Source organism: Herbaspirillum sp. GW821-FHT09A12 (genome assembly GCF_059418325.1).
The window spans coordinates 48,592-66,135 of record NZ_JBWKPR010000015.1 but is presented as its reverse complement, the minus strand read 5'-3'; the positions used below and the strand labels follow the sequence as shown (position 1 = coordinate 66,135).

Below are 17,544 nucleotides of genomic sequence, written 5' to 3'. Positions count from 1 at the left end.
GCAATGAAAACGCCCCGCATCTGCGGGGCGTTTTCATTCAGTGCAGGGATCGCACTCAGCCGTTGCTGACTACCAGCCGCGGCTGGTCCTTGCCGAAACGCTGCACGATGGACTGGGCGATGCCGCCCGCATCCAGTCCGCATTGGGCCAGCAGTTGGCCCGCATCGCCATGGTCGACGAAACGGTCGGGCAAGCCCAGGTGCAGCACCGGCTTGGTGATGCCGGCGGCGGCCAGCGCCTCCGACACGGCGGCGCCGGCGCCGCCCATGATGCAGCCCTCTTCCACCGTCACCAGCGCATCATGGGTTGCGGCCAGTTGCTTGACCAGTTCCACGTCCAGCGGCTTGATGAAGCGCATGTTGGCGACCGTGGCGTTGATCTTGTCGCCCGCGCCCAGGGCCGGGGCCAGCATACTGCCGAACGCCAGGATCGCGATGCCGCGGCCGTCGCGGCGGACTTCGCCGCGGCCCAGGGGCAGCACCTCCAGGTTCTTTTGCACTGTTGCCCCGATGCCCGCGCCGCGCGGATAGCGCACCGCCGCCGGGCCGTTGTATTGGTAAGCGGTGGACAGCATCTGGCGGCACTCATTCTCGTCGGCGGCGGCCATCACCACCATGTTCGGGATACAGCGCAGGAAGGCCAGGTCGTAGTTGCCGGCATGCGTGGCGCCGTCGGCGCCGACCAGGCCGGCGCGATCCAGCGCGAAGGTGACATCCAGGTTCTGCAGCGCCACGTCGTGGATCAACTGGTCGTAGGCGCGCTGCAGGAAGGTCGAGTAGATCGCCACCACCGGCTTCATGCCCTCGCAGGCCATGCCCGCGGCGAAGGTCACCGCGTGCTGCTCGGCGATGCCGACGTCGTAATAGCGTTCGGGGAATTTCTTTTCGAAGCCCACCATGCCCGAGCCTTCGCGCATGGCCGGGGTGATGCCGACCAGCTTGTCGTCGGCCGCCGCCATGTCGCACAGCCAGTCGCCGAACACCTGGGTATAGGTCAGCTTGCCGCCGGCGCTGGGCTTGATGCCTTCGGTGGGATTGAACTTGCCGGGGCCGTGGTACAGCACCGGGTCGGCCTCGGCCAGCTTGTAGCCCTGGCCCTTCCTGGTGACCACGTGCAGGAACTGCGGGCCCTTGAGGTTCTTCAGGTTCTGCAGCGTGGGGATCAGCGAGTCGAGGTCGTGACCGTCGATGGGGCCGATGTAGTTGAAGCCGAATTCCTCGAACATGGTGGCCGGGACGATCATGCCCTTGGCATGTTCTTCCAGCCGCTTGGCCAGCTCCAGCACCGGCGCCGGCAGCACCGACTTGCCCACGTCGCGCGCGCGGGCGTAGAACTTGCCCGACATCAGGCGCGCCAGGTAGCGGTTCAGCGCGCCCACCGGCGGCGAGATCGACATGTCGTTGTCGTTGAGGATCACCAGCAGGTTGATGTCGTCGTGGACGCCGGCGTTGTTGAGCGCCTCGAAGGCCATGCCGGCGGTCATCGCGCCGTCGCCGATGACGGCGATGGCGTGGCGGTCCGAGCCTTGCGCCTTCGCGGCCATGGCCATGCCCAGCGCCGCCGAGATCGAGGTCGACGAGTGCGCCGTGCCGAAGGTGTCGTATTCGCTTTCCGCGCGGCGCGGGAAACCGGAGATGCCGTCCTGCTGGCGCAGCGTCGACATGCGGTCGCGGCGGCCGGTGAGGATCTTGTGCGGATAGGTCTGGTGGCCGACGTCCCACACGATGCGGTCTTCCGGCGTATTGAAGACGTAGTGCAGCGCGATAGTCAGCTCCACGGTGCCCAGGTTGGACGACAGGTGGCCGCCGGTCTTGGAGACGGAATCCAGCACGAAGCCGCGCAACTCCTCGGCCAGCGGCTTGAGTTGGGGGCGGGACAGGCGGCGCAGGTCGGCCGGGACGTTGATGGTATTAAGCAGCATACTGTTGTTACCGTTTGATGGGGTCTGAAGAAGACGTCCGCAAAAATGTGAGGATGCAAGGCGGACGTCGCCTCATGCCTTTCGTTGCACGATCAGGTCGGCCAGTTCGCGCAGGCGGCGCGCCTTGTCGCCGAACGGCGCCAGCGCCTGGTGCGCGTTGCCGCGCAGCTTTTCGGCCAGCGCCTGCGATTCGCCCAGGCCGAGGATCGAGACATAGGTCGGCTTGTTGTCGGCCGCGTCCTTGCCGGCGGTCTTGCCCAGCGTGGCCGAGTCGGCGGTAGCGTCGAGAATGTCGTCGACCACCTGGAACGCCAGGCCGATGGCGCGCGCATAGTCGTCCAGCGCCGCGCTCTCCTCGGCCGTCAGCGCCTTGCCGCCCAGCGCGCCCAGCAGCACCGCCGCGCGCAGCAGGGCGCCGGTCTTCAGGCGATGCATCTGTTCCAGCTCCGACAGCGACAGCGTCATGCCGACGCTGGCCAGGTCGATCGCCTGGCCGCCGCACATGCCGACCGAACCGGCGGCCTGCGCCAGCAGGTTCAGCATGCGCAGCTGGCGCGCCGGCATGCCGGCGTCGGCGGCGTCCAGCTCGGCCTCCAGCGGCGCCGACAGCGTGCCGAAGGCTTGCGCCTGCAAGGCATCGCCCACCAGCAGCGCGGTGGCGTCATCGTACCGGACGTGGACGGTGGGCTTGCCGCGGCGCAGGGCATCGTCGTCCATGCAGGGCATGTCGTCATGCACCAGCGAGTAGACGTGGATCATCTCGACCGCGGCGGCGGCGCGCTCCAGCAGCGGCAGCGGCGTATCGAACACGTCGCCGGCGGCATACACCAGCAGCGGGCGCACGCGCTTGCCGCCGTCCAGCGCGGTATAGCGCATCGCCTCATGCAGGCGCGCCGGCACCACCGACAGCGGCGGCAGGAAGCGCTCGAGCACGTTTTCCATGCCGGCCTGCACTTGCTGCATCCATTCGAGGAAAGACAGGGAAGCTCCCAGGCGTGCGGTCATCAATCGTCCTCCCCGGCGCCGGGGTCGGCGCTGAACGGCTTGAGCATCTCGCCTTCGAGCACCTTGACCTGGCTGTCGACCTTGTCCAGTTGGGCCGCGCAGAACTTCACCAGCTCCGAGCCGCGCTTGTAGGCGGCCACCGAAGCTTCCAGCGGCAGTTCACCGGCTTCCATCTGCGCCACGAGCTGTTCCAGCTCTTGCATGGCTTGCTCAAAGGAGGCGGGCGCATTGACGGCGGCAGTGGCTGAGGTTCTTGGCATATCGACCCATTTGAAAATCTAACCTGCTATTTTAGAACAAACCGCCGATTCCAAAATCAATTCAGTTTAAGACTTGCAGCAACACTAAGGCCCAGCGGCGTAAATTCAGCCAAAATGCTGTCTAAATGACCTCAAAACCAGGAACCTTACGGGGGTTTTGAGGTATAATCCCCGGTTCTGTCCAAAATTTCCTCTTCATATTATTTGAACACAGGTTTTTGCGGATTTTCTTCCTTAGGTTGGTGCAAATTAATTTGGGGGCGGAAATGTCCGATCTTGCTACTTTTGCCAAATTGGCGCGATCAAACGCGCAACTTCCAGTCAACGTCTACTTCGACGAGCCGCTTCATCAGCGGGAACTCCACACCTTATTCCAGCAAGGACCACGCTACGTCGGCCATGAGCTGATGGTGCCGGAGACCGGCGACTACGCCACGTTGCCCTGGGAAAACGAAGGCCGCATGCTGGTGCGCAATGCGCATGGCATCGAGCTGGTGTCCAACGTATGCCGCCACCGTCAGGCCAAGATGCTGGACGGCCGCGGCAATGCGCGCAATATCGTGTGCCCGCTGCACCGCTGGACCTATGACCTCAAGGGCGAGCTGATCGGGGCCCCGCATTTTGGCGAAACGCCCTGCCTGAACCTGTCCAAGACGCCGCTGCAGAACTGGAACGGCCTGCTGTTCGAGGCCAACGGCGCCAATGTGTCGCAGCAGTTGAACCAGCTCGGCGTGGCCCGCGACCTGGATTTCTCGGGCTACCTGTACGACCACACCGAAGTCCACCAGTGCGACTACAACTGGAAGACCTTCATCGAGGTCTACCTTGAGGATTACCACGTCGAGCCCTTCCATCCGGGCCTGGGCAACTTCGTCAGCTGCGACGACCTGACCTGGGAATTCGGCCGCGACTACAGCGTGCAGACCGTGGGGGTGAACCACGGCCTGGCCAAGTCCGGCTCGCCGACCTACGCCAAGTGGCAGGAAAAGCTGCTCAAGTTCGGCAACGGCGCGCCGCCCAAGTACGGCGCGATCTGGCTCACGCTCTATCCCAACATCATGGTCGAGTGGTATCCGCATGTGCTGGTGGTGTCGACGCTGTGGCCCGACGGCCCGCAGAAGACCACCAACGTGGTCGAGTTCTACTATCCGGAAGAAATCGCCCTGTTCGAACGCGAGATGGTGCAAGCCGAACGCGCCGCCTACATGGAGACCTGCATCGAGGACGACGAGATCGCCCTGCGCATGGATGCGGGCCGTCGTATACTGATGGATCGCGGCACCAGCGAAGTCGGCCCCTACCAGTCGCCGATGGAAGACGGCATGCAGCACTTCCATGAGTGGTACCGCACCCAGCTCGAGGTGCCGGCAGGCGCGCAAGAATAGACAGATAGACAGACATGCCCGCGCATGACGCGGGCTCCAGGGGAGACGGCACATGCAGGCGCAGCGGCAGGGATCTGGCAAGACCGAACCTTACTGTCGCAACTACCCCGCCATGCTTGCCAAAACGCCAACCCTGATGGCAGTCGCAGTATCGGATCGGCAGCATCGGACTCGTCCGGCGCTGCCGATTTTGTTTTTGCGGGAGCGGGACGGCAGTCCCTGAACCGGCCGCCTCGCATCGCACCCCAATACCGTAAAAAACCCCTCCCCCCACCAACACACCATCATCGCCATGCAATCGCTCTGGATGCTCGTCGCTTCTTTCCTGTTTTCCATCATGGGGGTGTGCGTCAAGCTGGCCGGCGACTACTACACCACCGCTGAAATCGTGCTGTGCCGCGGACTGGTGGGCGTGGCCGTGATCTGCTGCATCGTGTTCGTGCGCGGCGGCACCTTCCGCACGCCCTTTCCCAAGGATCACCTGATCCGCGGCGGCGTCGGCGTGATCTCGCTGTGGATGTGGTTCTATTCATTCAGCCTGCTGCCGGTCGCCACCGCCACCACGCTCAACTACATGTCGTCGATCTGGATCGCGGCCATGCTGTTCGCCGCCAACTGGTGGAAGGGTTCCAAGAAGTTCGAATGGGGCCTGGCCGGCACCGTGCTGATGAGTTTCGTCGGCGTGGCGCTGCTGATGCGCCCATCGCTCGACGCCAACCAGTTGCTGGGCGGCGCGGTGGCGCTGGCGTCCGGCGTGCTCTCGGCGCTGGTCTACCTGCAGGTGCGCAAGCTGGGCCTGCTGGGGGAACCCGAATACCGCGTGGTGTTCTACTTCTCGTTGACCGGCGTGGTGGCCGGGCTGGCGGGCAACCTGTTTGCCGGCAAGATCCCGCTGTTGCACGCGCATTCGGCCACCGGCGCGCTGCTGGTGTTCACCATCGGCCTGACGGCGACGCTGGCGCAGATCGCCATGACGCGCGCCTACCGCCTGGGCAATACGCTCCTGACGGCCAACCTGCAATATACCGGCATCGTGTTTGCCAGCCTGTTCGGGGTGGTCATCTGGAACGACGCGCCGGGCTGGGTCGGCTGGACCGGCGTGGCCATCATCCTGGCCAGCGGCATCGTCGCCACTTACCGTAACCAGCGCAGCAACCAGACCACCGCCAAGAACGTGCCCAAGGTCGACCCGATCGCGACCGAAGTGTGAACCCCGATTATCCGCATCCGAGAACCAGGAGAGACCGCATGACCTACAGCACCCTGATCAGCGCCGCCGAACTGAAGTCGCGCGCGCAATACCTGAACCTGGCGATCGTCGATTGCCGCCACGACCTGGCCAATCCGAACGCCGGGCGCGACGCCTATGCCGCCGGCCACATCGCCCAGGCGCGCTTCGTCCATCTGGACGATATCCTGTCCGGCCCCAAGACCGACGCGGCGGGCCGTTTCCATGGCCGCCATCCGCTGCCGGACCGCCAGCGTTTCGTCGAGGCGATGCGCGCGCTGGGCATCAACAACGACACCCAGGTGGTGGCCTACGACGCCCACGGCGGCATGTTCGCCGCGCGGCTGTGGTGGCTCTTGCGCTGGATCGGCCACAGCGACGTGGCGGTGCTGGACGGCGGCCTGCCCACCTGGCAGGCCATCGGCGAGCCGTTGACGGCGGAAGTGCCGCCGCCGGCCGCGCACGGCAACGTCCAGGACCTGACCTCGATCGTCAAGACGGTGGATGCGCAGGCGCTGGTGGAGAATCTGCAATCGCAAACGCTGCAGGTAGTGGATGCGCGCGCGCCGGACCGCTTCCGCGGCGAGAACGAAACCATGGACGCGGTCGGCGGCCACATCCCGGGCGCCAGGAACCGTTTCTTCAAGGACAACCTGCAGGCCGATGGCAGCTTCAAGGACGCCGTCCGGTTGCGCGAGGAATGGCTGTCGGTGATCGGCGATCCGCATGCCGCGGTGATGCAGTGCGGCTCCGGCGTGACAGCCTGCCATAACCTGCTGGCGCTGGAAGTGGCCGGGCTGGGCGGCGCCCGCCTGTATCCGGGCTCATGGAGCGAATGGAGTGCGGACGCCAGGCGCCCGGTCGCGACCGGCGCCTGAGACGCTTCCCTGCCGCGCGCGCCGGACTCGGTTCAGTCCCCGTCCGGCGCCGGCAAGCCCGCCGCCCTCAGGCCCTCGATGAAGGCTTGCACGAACTGGTTCACCATGGCTGGCGCATCGCGCCGCCACAGCAACGCCACCTCCGAATAGAAATCGGCATCCTTCATTGCCGGAAAGCTCACGCCCGCCGCCAGCGAAATGCTGGCCATGCTCTGCGGCACCACGGCGATGCCGAAGCCGGCATTGACCAGGCTCAGGAGCGAGTTCTTGCGCGAAGTCGCGCGCGCCACGCGCGGATAGAAACCGTGCGCGATGCAGCGCTCGGCCACCAGATAACTCAGGCCGCCGCGATCGCGGTGCGGCACCGAGACGAAATGCTCCTCGCGCAGTTCGGCGATTTCCACCTGGTCGCGCCGCGCCAGCCGGTGCGTGGCCGGCACCGCCGCCACCAGCCGCTCGCGGTACAGCACCGTGCTTTCCAGGTTGGGATGCTTGCGCAGGATGGGCAGGCGCGCCAGGCCGATGTCGGCACTGCCTTCATCGATTTCGCGCGCCTGGTATTCGGACGGCGCCTGCGATATCTCCAGTGAAATGCCGGGAAAGGCCTTGAGCACTTCGTTCAAGGTCGGTCCCAGCGGCGCCGACAACGGCACCGAACTGGAATGCAGCAGGCGCAACGCGCCATGCTCGCCCTTGCCGATGGTGCGCGCCTGGGCCACGGCGCGGTCGATATCGAGCAGGATCTTGCGGCTGCGCTCGTAGAAATCCTGCCCGGCATCGGTCAGCTCGAACTGCTTGGCGTCGCGCCGCAGCAGCACCACGTCGAGGTCGCCCTCCAACTCCTTGATCTGCCGGCTCAGCGCCGATTGCGCGATGAACAGGCGTTCCGCCGCGCGCGTATAGCCGCCGGCTTCGACGATTTCGACGAAGTACCTGAGCTGCCGAAATGAAATCATGTCTCCTCCCTGAGTCTCCATATCGTTTTGAGATGGCGCCCCGCCCCATTTGATATTGGCGCGTGCGGCGCCGGGCGCATACAGTGCAAGCATTCGCAATGCCCGCGCCATGCGGGCCCTTTCCCAAGGACCCATTGTGCTTGACGACCTGTTATTGTTTCTCGGCCTGCTCGGCCTCGTCTGCAGCATCGGCATTCGCTGGACGATGCGGCGCGGGTGCAAGCGTACCGGCAATCCGCGCTAAACCACGCTAAAGCGCGCTCAATACAAGACGTCGCGGAAGTCGTCTTCGTCCCGGGCGCCGGCATCGCCGGTGAAATGCCTGATCAGCGCCAGCAGTTTGTCATCCTGATACGGCTTGCCCATGTAATGGTTGACCCCCAGCTCCATCGCGCGCTCGCGGTGCTTGGCGCCGGTGCGGGAAGTGATCATGATGATGGGCTTGTCGCGCGTGGACTCGTTGTCGCGCAGGTGGCGCACCAGGGTATAGCCGTCCATGCGCGGCATCTCGATATCGACCAGGAAGATGTCCGGCGTCAGGTCGTGCAACTGGCCGATGGCATCATAGCCGTCGGTGGCCGTGGCCACCGCGTAACCTTCGCGCGCCAGCAGGCGCTGCATCACCTTGCGCACCGTGAGCGAGTCGTCGACCACCATCACCATCTTCTGTTCGGCGCGCGGCGCGGCGTCGACCTGGCGACTTGCCAGCCGGCGGACTCCGGTGCGGCGCGCCAGCAGCAATGGATTGATGATCAGGGCGATCTCGCCGTTGCCCAGCACGGTGGCGCCGACCACGCCGACCAGGGTGTCGAGCTGCGGCCCAAGCGGCTTGGCAACCACCTCCCGGTTGCCCAGCACCTGGTCCACCAGAATCGCCACCAGGTCGTTGCCGCCCTTGACGAACAAGACATAGCTCGACGCCTGCGGCAAGCGGCCTTCTGCCCGCGGCTCGTCGAGCAGCCGGTCCAGCGGATGCAGCGCCACCATGCGCCCGCCTTCGGCCAGGGCCTCCGCGTCCAGCGCCTGCCGCATCTCCTTGCCGCGCAGTTGCACCACCTTGTCGACCAGCATCGATGGAATCGCGTAGGTCTGGTCGCCCTGCCGCAACAGGCAGACCTGCTTGACGGCCAGCGACAACGGCAAATGGATCGTGAAATGGGTGCCCGCGCCGGCCCGCGACTCCACCGTGACGCGCCCGCCCAGCGCCGTCACTTCGGAGCGCACGACATCCATGCCCACGCCGCGTCCGGCCAGGGCCGACACTTCCGATGCGGTGGTAAAGCCGGGTTCGAAGATCAGTTCGCTCACCCGCGCGTCGCCCAGCGCGGCATCTGCGCCGATCAGCCCCTGCGCCGCGGCCTTGCGGCGAATCGCGGCCAGGTCGAGGCCGCGGCCGTCGTCGGCGATGCGGATAATGGCTTCGCTGCCCTCCTGCGCGGCCTGCACGCTGAGCCGGCCGGCCGCTTGCTTGCCTGCCGCGGCGCGCTCGGCGCCGGCTTCGATGCCATGCACGGCGGCATTGCGCAGCAAGTGCTCGAAGGGCCCGATCATCCGTTCCAGGATGCCGCGGTCCAGTTCCACGTCGCCGCCGCCGATGTCCAGCGCCAGCGCCTTGCCGGTTTCATTGCCCAACTGCCGCACCAGATGCTGCAAGCGCTGCTCCAGGCTCTTGAACTTGACCATGCGGGTGTACATCAGCTCCTGCTGCAACTCGCGCGTGAGGCGCCCCTGGCGCCGCAAGCCTTCCTGCGTCTTGCCGGCGGAATCGATCAGCTGTTTTTGCAGTGAGGCCGCGTCGTTGACATTCTCGGCCATCATGCGCGTGAGTTCCTGCAAGTAGGTAAAGCGGTCGAGCTCCAGCGGGTCGAAGCGCACGCTCTCGCCGCTGGCATGATGGGAAGCGGCCATCTGGATCTCGGCCTGAATCTCCACATCGCGCAACTGGGCCGACAGCTTGGCGATGTTCTCCGCCAGTTCCCGCGCGCTCTTGTGCAGCGCATCGACCTCATTCTCCAGCTGCGAGCGCGCGATCGAGACTTCACCGACCTGGTTGAGCAACTTGTCGAGCGCGCTGACCTTGATGCGCACCAGCGGCGAAGCCAGCTTGCGTTCGCTCTCGGACAGGCGCTGCAACGGCGCGGATGCGCCATCGACGGCGCCCAGCGCGCCCAGTTGCTCCAAGGCCTCGAACTGCGTGAGCGCCTGGTCGTATAGCGCCAGCAAGCCGGCCACGGCATCCGCCCCGTCTTGCTGGCGCAGCATGCGCTGCACGCCGCTCTCCAGTTCATGCATCAGTTGCCCCAGGCGCAAGGCGCCGGCCATGCGCGCGCTGCCCTTGACGGTATGCAACGGCCGCTGCAATTCGGCGATGGCCGCGCGATCGGAGGCGTCGCGCTGGAAGCGGTGCAATCCCTCCCCCACCGCGGCCAGCAGATCCTGGCCCTCTTCCAGGAAGACCGGCAGCAGGTCGTGGTCGATTTCGTCGCGCAACTCGCCGGCCTCGTGGTCAATCGGGCGCGCGTCCGGCGCCGCGGCCGGCAAAGGCAGCGCTACCTGCGCTACCGCCACTGCCTCTACTGCCTCCGCTCCCCCCGCGGCACCTGCGTTCGCGCGCGGCTGGCGCACTTGCTGCAAGAGTGCCGACAATGCCTCGCTCTCCTGCGCCGGCGCCGGCGGCAGGGCGCCCTGCCGGTATTGCTCCTGCATGGCGTCCATGGCGTCGACGGCGCGCTCCACCGTCGTCAGCTGGTTGCCGTCGAGCCCGGTCGCAGCGGCCTTGACCTGTTCCAGCAAGTCATCCAGCAAACCGGCCAACTGCTGCATGCCGGCAAACCCGGCCGTGGCGCTGCAACCGCGCAAGGTATGGATGGCGCGCATGAACAGCGGCGGCGCCGGCGCAATCAGGCCGCTGTTTGCCTTGGCGCGCCAGCTGCTGCCATGCTGGCGCAGGGTCTTGAACAACTGGCGGGCCTCGTTCAGATAAATGTCGCGCAACTGGGGATCGGCGTTGGCGGCGTTGGCGGCGTTGGCGGCGTTGGCGGCGTTGGCGGCGTTGGCGGCGTTGGCGGCGTTGGCGACATTGGTGACATTGGTGACATTGACCGCATTCGTTGCAGCGGACGGTCGGCCATCCGGTCGGGCAACGACAGGGGCGGCAGCCGGCGGGGCATCGGCCACCGTATCGAAGCGCGCTTGCCGCGCGGCGGGGACGGCCTGAGCGGGAGCGGCCTGGTTTGCGCGCCCCTGCGGCCACGCTGCCGTCACGCCATTGCGCAACGCCAGGGCCGCGGCCGCCAGCGACGGCGCCGTGCGGCACGAGCCGCCTTGCGCGGCGAGATCCCCGATCCACTCCTCCAGCAGCAGGCGGCTGTTTTCCAGGAACGTCAGCACCGGCTGTGCCAGCGCGGCATGCCCGGTCGCGCGCGCCTCGGCAAGGCAGGCATTGAGCAGGCTCTCCACCGCATGCGCGGCATCGGCAAGCGCCGCCAATCCGACCATGCGTCCGCTGCCCTTGAAGGTATGGAAGCAACGGCGCACGCTGGCCAGCAATTCCGGATCGGCGAGCCCGCCTTCGAGCCGGGGCAAATCCTCGCGCAAACTGCCGAGCATCTGGCGCGCCTCGGTCAGGAATACGTCCATCATCTCCGGGTCGCGCTCCTGCGGCTGCCACTCGCCGGGGACATCCTGCTCGAAATGGCCCGAGACAGGCGCCGTCGCCGAATCGGACGACAAAGGCATGCCGCCGTCCTGGTCGAGTACGCGCCGGATGTCGGCCACCAGCGCCGGATCGGCGGCGGCGGCCGCCGACGCCTGATCCTGGCGCTGGTCCCAGCGGTTGAAGGGGGACCTGCAGGCCTGCTCGAGCAATTGTCCCAGGCGGGCAATGTCGCGCACCATCGTCGCGCGCAAGGCATCGCCGCGCCGCCGCGCCTGCCAATCCTCATCGGCGTCCGACAAGCGCAAGGTGTCGGGCAAGCGGGTCGCCGCCTGGATACGCAGCGTCCGGGCCAGTTCGCGTATCTCAAGCGATCGCAATTGCGCCGCCAGCCCCTCGATCCTGGCAAAGCCGAGGCCGATGTCCGCCACCGAGGCCGCCGCCGCTGAACCTGGGCTCAGCGGCGACCACAACGCCTCCAGCGCTTGTTCGATGCCGGCGAGCTTGTCTTGCATTTTCCGCTCCACCACGCCGACCATGCGACGCGCCATGTCCGCGCGCAATTCACGCGAGAACCAGGGGAAAGGCTCTGGCTCGACCTCCCCGTGGGCGAGCATGGCAAGATGGTCGACGATGCAATCGACCTGCCCGTGGAAGTCTTCCTCGCCGTACAGACGGCGGCGCAGGCATTCGTCGAAGAAGATCAGGCAACTGCTCACCTCGCGGTCGCGGCCATCGGCCCGCTGCGACATCCCCAGCTCCAGCGCCAAGCGGCTCAGCGCGTCCAGAAAACCCGACATGCCGGGCGCCCGCAGGCGCGGCCAGATCCTGCGGCTGACCGTGACGGCGCGCAATACGATTTCGCACCATTGCCAGACGGCGTCGATGCGGCCGGCGGCGGCGCCAATGCCGACGCAACGGTCCCACGCGCCCAGCAATTCGGCAGCCAGCAGCATCAGCCTGAGCATCTGCTGCGACGCGTCGCCCGGGCGCGGCTGATGCCGCGCCTGTTCATCCGCCATCGCCTGCAGGAAGGCGATGCGGCGCAAGACAAAGGCGGTGTGTAGGGCGCTGCCGGAGGGGTCGGCGGGGTCGGCGGGGTCGGCGGGGTCGGCGGGGTCGGCGGGGTCGGCGGGGTCGGCGGGGTCGGCGGGGTTGGCGGCCAGCAAGGCCCCCCCCCCCCCCCCCCCCCCCGACAGCACCGACAGCGCGTGCGCATCCAGCGGCTGGATACCGGCGGCGATACGACCAATGAAGGCCTGCGCCGGCGCCAGTTCGGGCATACCGGACAAGGCGGCCTCCAGCGCCAGCACAGCAGCCAGGGCCGCATCCAAACCGCGGTCGGCCTCGAGTTCGCCCAAGGCCTGCGCAAAGGCCGCGCTGCGTTCCCCGGCGCTGCCGGGGACGACGGCCTCGACAGCGGCCGCGGCTGCAACGGCAGCGCCATGCGCCGGCTGCAAGCGCCGGCTGGCCGTCAACAGCGACCAGTCGCAGATGTCGCTGCTGCCGCCCTTGTGGTGCAAGGCATCGAGATAATCGTGCAGGCTCCACAGCGCCTGCGCGATGGCGGCACTATCGGCGGGAGGCCAGACGGACGGATCTGGTCCGGCACAGCGCAACAGATGATCATGCGCCATGGTCATCAGCCGCGCCGCGGCATCGGCCCCGGCCAGGGCGAGCACCTGCGTCAGCTCGGACAATCCGGCCGCCGCCAGCGCGGCCCGCTGCGCCGGCGGCGCTTCGCTTGCGGCGCCGTTCAGGCTGGCCAGCAGTTGGTCGAGCGCCTCATGCAGCGCCGCCTCCAGCATCCTCAGGTTGTCCGAGATTTGCGCGCGCGGCTGCGGCCTTGCGGCCGGGGTGGCGGAGATGGCAATGGCGGCATCCATCGATGAGATTGCGGCAGGCAAAGATCAGGACACCGTCACGCGGAAGCGCGACACCGAGCTTTCAAGCTCGCGGGCCGCGTCCCACAGCTCGTGATACAAGGTGGTCACCTGCTCGCGGCTCTGCTCGATGATTTCGTTTTCGGTGAGGATGCTCTGGATATTCTGCGCCACGCCATTGGCCGAGATCGCCTGCTGCTCGGTCGACAGCGACATGCCCTGGATCAGTTCGGCCAGCTGGTTGGAAACGCTGCGGATATCCGACAGCGCGGCGCCGGCGGCATCCGACAGCACCGCCCCCTCCACCACGCCGGCGGTGGATTTTTCCATCGCCGCCACGGCGTCGTGGGTATCGGTCTGGATCATGCGCACCAGGGCGCCGATTTCGCGCGTGGCGGCGCTGGAGCGCTCGGCCAGGCGCTGCACCTCTTCGGCCACCACCGAGAAACCGCGCCCGGCTTCGCCTGCCGATGCCGCCTGGATGGCGGCATTGAGCGCCAGCACGTTGGTCTGTTCGGTGATGTCGGAAATCAGTTCGGTGATCTCGCCGATCACCTGCGAAGACTCGCCCAGCCGCTTGATGCGCTTGGAGGTTTCCTGGATCTGTTCGCGGATCTCGTTCATCGCCTTGACCGCATCCTCCACCGCCTTGGCCCCGCGCTCGGCCACCACCACCGAATGGCGCGCCACATCGGCCGACTCGCTGGCGGACACCGAGACGTCGGTGATCTGCATCGACATCTCCAGCATGGAGTGCCCGGTTTCCTGGATGCGCCGCGCCTGCATGCGGGCCGCGCTGGCCAGTTCGGTGGTGGTGCTGCGCACATGGTCGGAGGATGCCGCCACCTTCGATGCCATCTGCGTGACCTGCCCCACCAGGCCGCGCAGCGCCTCCACGGTGTAGTTGACCGAGTCGGCGATGGCGCCGGTGATGTCTTCGGACACGGTGGTGTGCACCGTCAGGTCGCCGTCGGCGACCTTCTGCAATTCATTCATCAGGCGCAGGATGGCCGCCTGGTTGGCGACGTTGGTGCGCATGGCCTTTTCTTCCTGCTGTTGCGCATGCAGGCGTTGCGCTTCGGCTTCCTGGCGCCGCGCTTCGGCATCGGCGGCATTGTTGCGGCTGTTTTGCAGCTGCACCAGCGCGATGCCGATGGCGCTGATCAGGGCGCACACCGTGGCCCCCAGCATGGCCCAGAAGGTCCAGCCGCGCGACTCCTGGACGATGCGGTAGTCGGTCTGCAATACGGTCAGGTGCTTCTTGAGCAGCTCGTTCTCCAGGAACACCAGTTGCTCGGATTGCTTGGCGGCGATGAAATTCTGCAGGTTGCCCAGGATGTCGGCCACCTGCGGCTGGTATTCGCCGAAGACCCGTTCCAGTTCCACCAGCTTGTCGCGCATCTCCGGGTCGGACACCGGCTTGAGCCGCAGCAGCTCGCTGCCGTTCAGGAAGCCGTCGATGATGTCGTGGAAGGTATTGACGTCCTTGCCGAGCAGGAAGGCAGTTTCGGGATTGACCCCTTCCGAGGTTAGGAACTCGTTGGCGCTGCGCCCCAGGCGCAGCGTCAGCAGCACCAGTTGCCCGGCCGCGGTCATCTCGCGCGGGCTGGCGGAGCCTTGCGACTGCAGCATGGAAATCTGCTCGCTCAAGTCGAGCATGGTCGGCAGCAAGAGGTTGAGGCGCTTGAGGGTGACGCCGAAACCGGTCAACTCCTTTTCCAGCCGGAGAATGGTTTCGGAAGCGCGGTTGGTATGCTCCCAAATCTTTTGCACATCGCCCAGCACCGGCTTCATCGCGGCATCGGGAAGGCTGATCCGGTAACCCTGGTAAGAACCGCCGGCCGTCAGCAGGCCCAGGTCCCGGTTGAATTCGTTACGGCTTTCGGCAAGCTGGGAGAAGGCCTCCTTGTTGCCCTGGATGGCATTCGGCACGGCCTTGCCGATGCGCTGCGAATGCATCACCAGGTCGGAGGCGATGTGCGTCTGGAAGGTCGCATGGATGTAGTTGCGCGAGCCTTGCCACAGGAAAAAGAAGGTGCTGGCCAGCGACAAGGCGAGAATGCCCAGCAGGATGCGGGTCTGCCTGCGCAGCGAGAAACGGTTGATGAAGGGCAGCCGGGTCAGGCGCGATGGTAACGCGGCGGGACTCCCCTGCTCCTTCTCGGCTGCATGTCTTTGCTTTTTTCGCAGACGCGGCAAACTCAGTGCCATGACTGGTGCTCCTTTGTAATGTCAGATCGGCATACCCCTTGCCGCGGCAGTGCGCCGCCGGCCCCTCGCCGTACTACCGGCCGATATGCAAGAAAGCGGCCTCTTTCAGCAGCGTCGCCAGGCCGATTTCATTCCACTCGGTTCCGGCCTTGTCTTTATAACGCCCAATAACTCCAATTAATTCGTTTTCTACATCGTGATTATTCGATATTTGTGTCATTTCCGAGATGTGCCGCAAGCCCAGCACCGATGACAGCAGCAAACCGCAGTTGGGCGCCAGCGCAGGAGAAAACACCAGTATGCGGCTATCGCGCTCGCGCGGCTGGGCTTCGTATCCGCTCAACACGGCAAGATCGACAATGCCGACCAGATTGCCGCGGAGATTGACCAGGCCGAGGTACCAGGGCTGCGTCAAGGGAACCCGCATCGGCGCGGGCAGGCCGGACAACGGCAGGATTTCGCCGGCGTCGGCCAGGCGGATCAGGCAATGGGTCCGCCCGATCGTCACGGCCAGGCGACGGGCCAGCAATTCCTCGCTGCTGGCCGCTTCCATGCGGGCCAGCAACGAAGCCTGGAAGGCCTGCAGCCCGCCGCCCTTCTTGCCGGCGCCCGGCGCCGGCGGGGCGTCGTCGGCCGCCGCCGGCAGCCCGTGCGCGCCGTCTGCGTCGGAACGGGTATGGTCTTGCCCCATGCTCATTCGATGGCGCCGATCTTCGCCAATAGCTCATCCGGGTCGACCGGCTTGACGATGTAATCGCAAGCCCCCTGGCACAGCGCCCAGATGCGGTCAGTTTCCTGGGCCTTGACGCTGCACATCACGATCGGCAGATCCTTCAGGCTGGGGTCGCGCGCGATCTGGCGCGTGACCTGGTAGCCGTTCTTCCCGGGCATGACAACGTCCAGCAACACCAGTTGCGGCTTGTCTTCGCGAATCTTTTGCAGGGCATCTTCGCCGCTCTCGGCCGTGGCAACGGAAAAGCCGTTCTTTTCGAGAATATTGGCCAACACGTATCGGTCGGTCGGCGAATCATCGACCACGAGTACCTTTTTTATTCTCATGCTTCCCCCATTGTTCCGAAATGACAAACCCAGGTCAGGCGCCGTCGACGCCGTCGACATGCGCCCTGACGATTTGCAGCAATCCTTCTTCGGAAAACGGCTTGGCCAGATAACCATCCGCCCCGGCCATGGCGCAACGCGCCTGGTCGAACAGCCCGGCCGCGGCGGACAGCATGACGATGGGCAAGTTGGCATGCCGCTCATTGCGGCGAATCAGCATGCAGGCGCTCAGGCCATCCAGGCGCGCCAGGGCCACGCCGCACATGAGCATATCGGGCGCCTCCCGCTCCAGCATGGCCAGCGCCTCGATCCCGTCGGCGGCCGGCAATACCTGGTAACCGGCGGCGGCCAGCACCTGCCCGGCCGTGCCGCGCACGGCCGGATTATCGTCGGCAATCAGGATTTTCTTCGCGGGCTGGAGCGGGGGCGCCATGTCTCTCTTCCACAAATCGTTGCAGCTTATCGGGCCACTTTAGCAAATGCCCAGCCCATCTAGCACCGAAACAGCAGCAACTTCACAGCTTTATTGAAAACACTGGAATGATGCCTTCCAGTAAATTAAGTTTCCATAAAAACAAGTTTGATGCGAAAAATGATCATTCCGGTGACGGACAACGATTACCGGCAGGAAAATCGTCGACGGCTGCCCCGGAAAATGCGCTGCGGCTTGATCCGGATCAAGCCCGCGGAAAGAGGAAACGAAGAGAGGAAAACAAGGGAATGCGTGCGGCGGCTGGCGGATAAAAACAGGCCGCCGCATGGTAGAGGAAAAAAATTTAGATTTCGACCATTTCGAAATCTTCCTTGCGCGCGCCGCACTCGGGACAGGTCCAATTGATGGGGACCTCCTCCCAGCGGGTACCGGGAGCGATCCCCTCTTCCGGCAAGCCGGCTTCCTCGTCGTAGATCCAACCACAGATCAGGCACATCCAGGTTTTGAATTCGGTTTGGCTGCTTTGGCTGCTTTGGCTATCTGTCACGGCTGACTATCCCTCAAATCAATTCAAGTAAAATGCTTGAAACCCGCTTCATCGGGAAACCCCGGCAAGCCGCGCAACGGCAGCCATGAAAAAGTCAAACAGCCGCTCTGCGAAAGCTTGATG

Annotated in this window: 14 protein-coding genes; 4 read left to right on the top strand and 10 right to left on the bottom strand. The window is 65.6% G+C overall.

The window, feature by feature from the left end; genetic code table 11:
• Nucleotides 1-55: 55 nt before the first annotated feature.
• The 3 genes from dxs to AC07N6_RS22195 all read right to left on the bottom strand — a co-directional run bounded on the left by dxs (nucleotide 56) and on the right by AC07N6_RS22195 (nucleotide 3,186).
• Nucleotides 56-1,921 carry a 1-deoxy-D-xylulose-5-phosphate synthase gene (dxs, locus tag AC07N6_RS22205; RefSeq protein WP_494783330.1) on the bottom strand — a complete coding sequence of 622 codons (1,866 nt, stop codon included), beginning with the start codon at nucleotides 1,919-1,921 and terminating at the stop codon, nucleotides 56-58.
• Nucleotides 1,922-1,993: 72 nt separating this feature from the next.
• Entirely contained in the window at nucleotides 1,994-2,926 is a 933-nt protein-coding gene (locus AC07N6_RS22200; protein ID WP_494783331.1) for a polyprenyl synthetase family protein, read from the bottom strand.
• A complete protein-coding gene (locus tag AC07N6_RS22195; protein WP_494783332.1) occupies nucleotides 2,926-3,186 on the bottom strand; it encodes an exodeoxyribonuclease VII small subunit in 261 nt (86 codons plus the stop codon). Before AC07N6_RS22195 ends, AC07N6_RS22200 begins: the two co-directional genes overlap by 1 nt.
• A 266-nt stretch (nucleotides 3,187-3,452) precedes the next feature.
• On the opposite strand from AC07N6_RS22195, the gene AC07N6_RS22190 reads away from it, so the two are divergent.
• From AC07N6_RS22190 to AC07N6_RS22180, 3 genes are all read left to right on the top strand, one after another.
• Nucleotides 3,453-4,571: an aromatic ring-hydroxylating oxygenase subunit alpha gene (locus tag AC07N6_RS22190; RefSeq protein ID WP_494783333.1), complete on the top strand. Its 1,119-nt coding sequence runs from the start codon at nucleotides 3,453-3,455 to the stop codon at nucleotides 4,569-4,571.
• Nucleotides 4,572-4,863: 292 nt separating this feature from the next.
• Nucleotides 4,864-5,781 (top strand): DMT family transporter, encoded by a 918-nt coding sequence (locus tag AC07N6_RS22185; protein WP_494783334.1) that lies wholly within the window; start codon nucleotides 4,864-4,866, stop codon nucleotides 5,779-5,781.
• A gap of 38 nt (nucleotides 5,782-5,819) precedes the next feature.
• A complete protein-coding gene (locus AC07N6_RS22180) occupies nucleotides 5,820-6,677 on the top strand; it encodes a sulfurtransferase (RefSeq protein WP_494783335.1) in 858 nt (285 codons plus the stop codon).
• A gap of 32 nt (nucleotides 6,678-6,709) precedes the next feature.
• On the opposite strand, the gene AC07N6_RS22175 is transcribed toward AC07N6_RS22180, so the two are convergent.
• The 6 genes from AC07N6_RS22175 to AC07N6_RS22150 form a co-directional block, all read right to left on the bottom strand.
• Entirely contained in the window at nucleotides 6,710-7,633 is a 924-nt protein-coding gene (locus tag AC07N6_RS22175; protein WP_494783336.1) for a LysR family transcriptional regulator, read from the bottom strand.
• A gap of 261 nt (nucleotides 7,634-7,894) precedes the next feature.
• On the bottom strand, nucleotides 7,895-13,174 hold the full coding sequence (locus AC07N6_RS22170) for a hybrid sensor histidine kinase/response regulator (RefSeq protein ID WP_494786284.1): 5,280 nt from the start codon (nucleotides 13,172-13,174) through the stop codon (nucleotides 7,895-7,897).
• Nucleotides 13,175-13,198: 24 nt separating this feature from the next.
• Nucleotides 13,199-15,382 (bottom strand): methyl-accepting chemotaxis protein, encoded by a 2,184-nt coding sequence (locus AC07N6_RS22165; protein WP_494783339.1) that lies wholly within the window; start codon nucleotides 15,380-15,382, stop codon nucleotides 13,199-13,201.
• 73 nt (nucleotides 15,383-15,455) lie between these two features.
• Nucleotides 15,456-16,079 (bottom strand): chemotaxis protein CheW, encoded by a 624-nt coding sequence (locus AC07N6_RS22160; RefSeq protein WP_494783340.1) that lies wholly within the window; start codon nucleotides 16,077-16,079, stop codon nucleotides 15,456-15,458.
• Nucleotides 16,076-16,441 carry a response regulator gene (locus AC07N6_RS22155; RefSeq protein WP_494783341.1) on the bottom strand — a complete coding sequence of 122 codons (366 nt, stop codon included), beginning with the start codon at nucleotides 16,439-16,441 and terminating at the stop codon, nucleotides 16,076-16,078. The genes AC07N6_RS22160 and AC07N6_RS22155 overlap by 4 nt, the downstream gene beginning before the upstream one ends.
• A gap of 34 nt (nucleotides 16,442-16,475) precedes the next feature.
• Complete coding sequence (locus AC07N6_RS22150) at nucleotides 16,476-16,874, bottom strand: response regulator (protein ID WP_494783342.1); 399 nt, start codon at nucleotides 16,872-16,874, stop codon at nucleotides 16,476-16,478.
• Between the two features lie 107 nt (nucleotides 16,875-16,981).
• Here AC07N6_RS22150 and AC07N6_RS22145 point away from each other — a divergent pair, with 107 nt between their 5' ends.
• Nucleotides 16,982-17,185 carry a hypothetical protein gene (locus AC07N6_RS22145; protein ID WP_494783343.1) on the top strand — a complete coding sequence of 68 codons (204 nt, stop codon included), beginning with the start codon at nucleotides 16,982-16,984 and terminating at the stop codon, nucleotides 17,183-17,185.
• A 32-nt stretch (nucleotides 17,186-17,217) separates the two neighbouring features.
• Here the strand turns inward: AC07N6_RS22145 and AC07N6_RS22140 are convergent, their stop codons facing one another.
• Nucleotides 17,218-17,370, bottom strand: coding sequence for a rubredoxin (locus tag AC07N6_RS22140; protein ID WP_050469386.1), 153 nt, complete (start codon nucleotides 17,368-17,370; stop codon nucleotides 17,218-17,220).
• Between the last annotated feature and the right edge of the window lie 174 nt (nucleotides 17,371-17,544).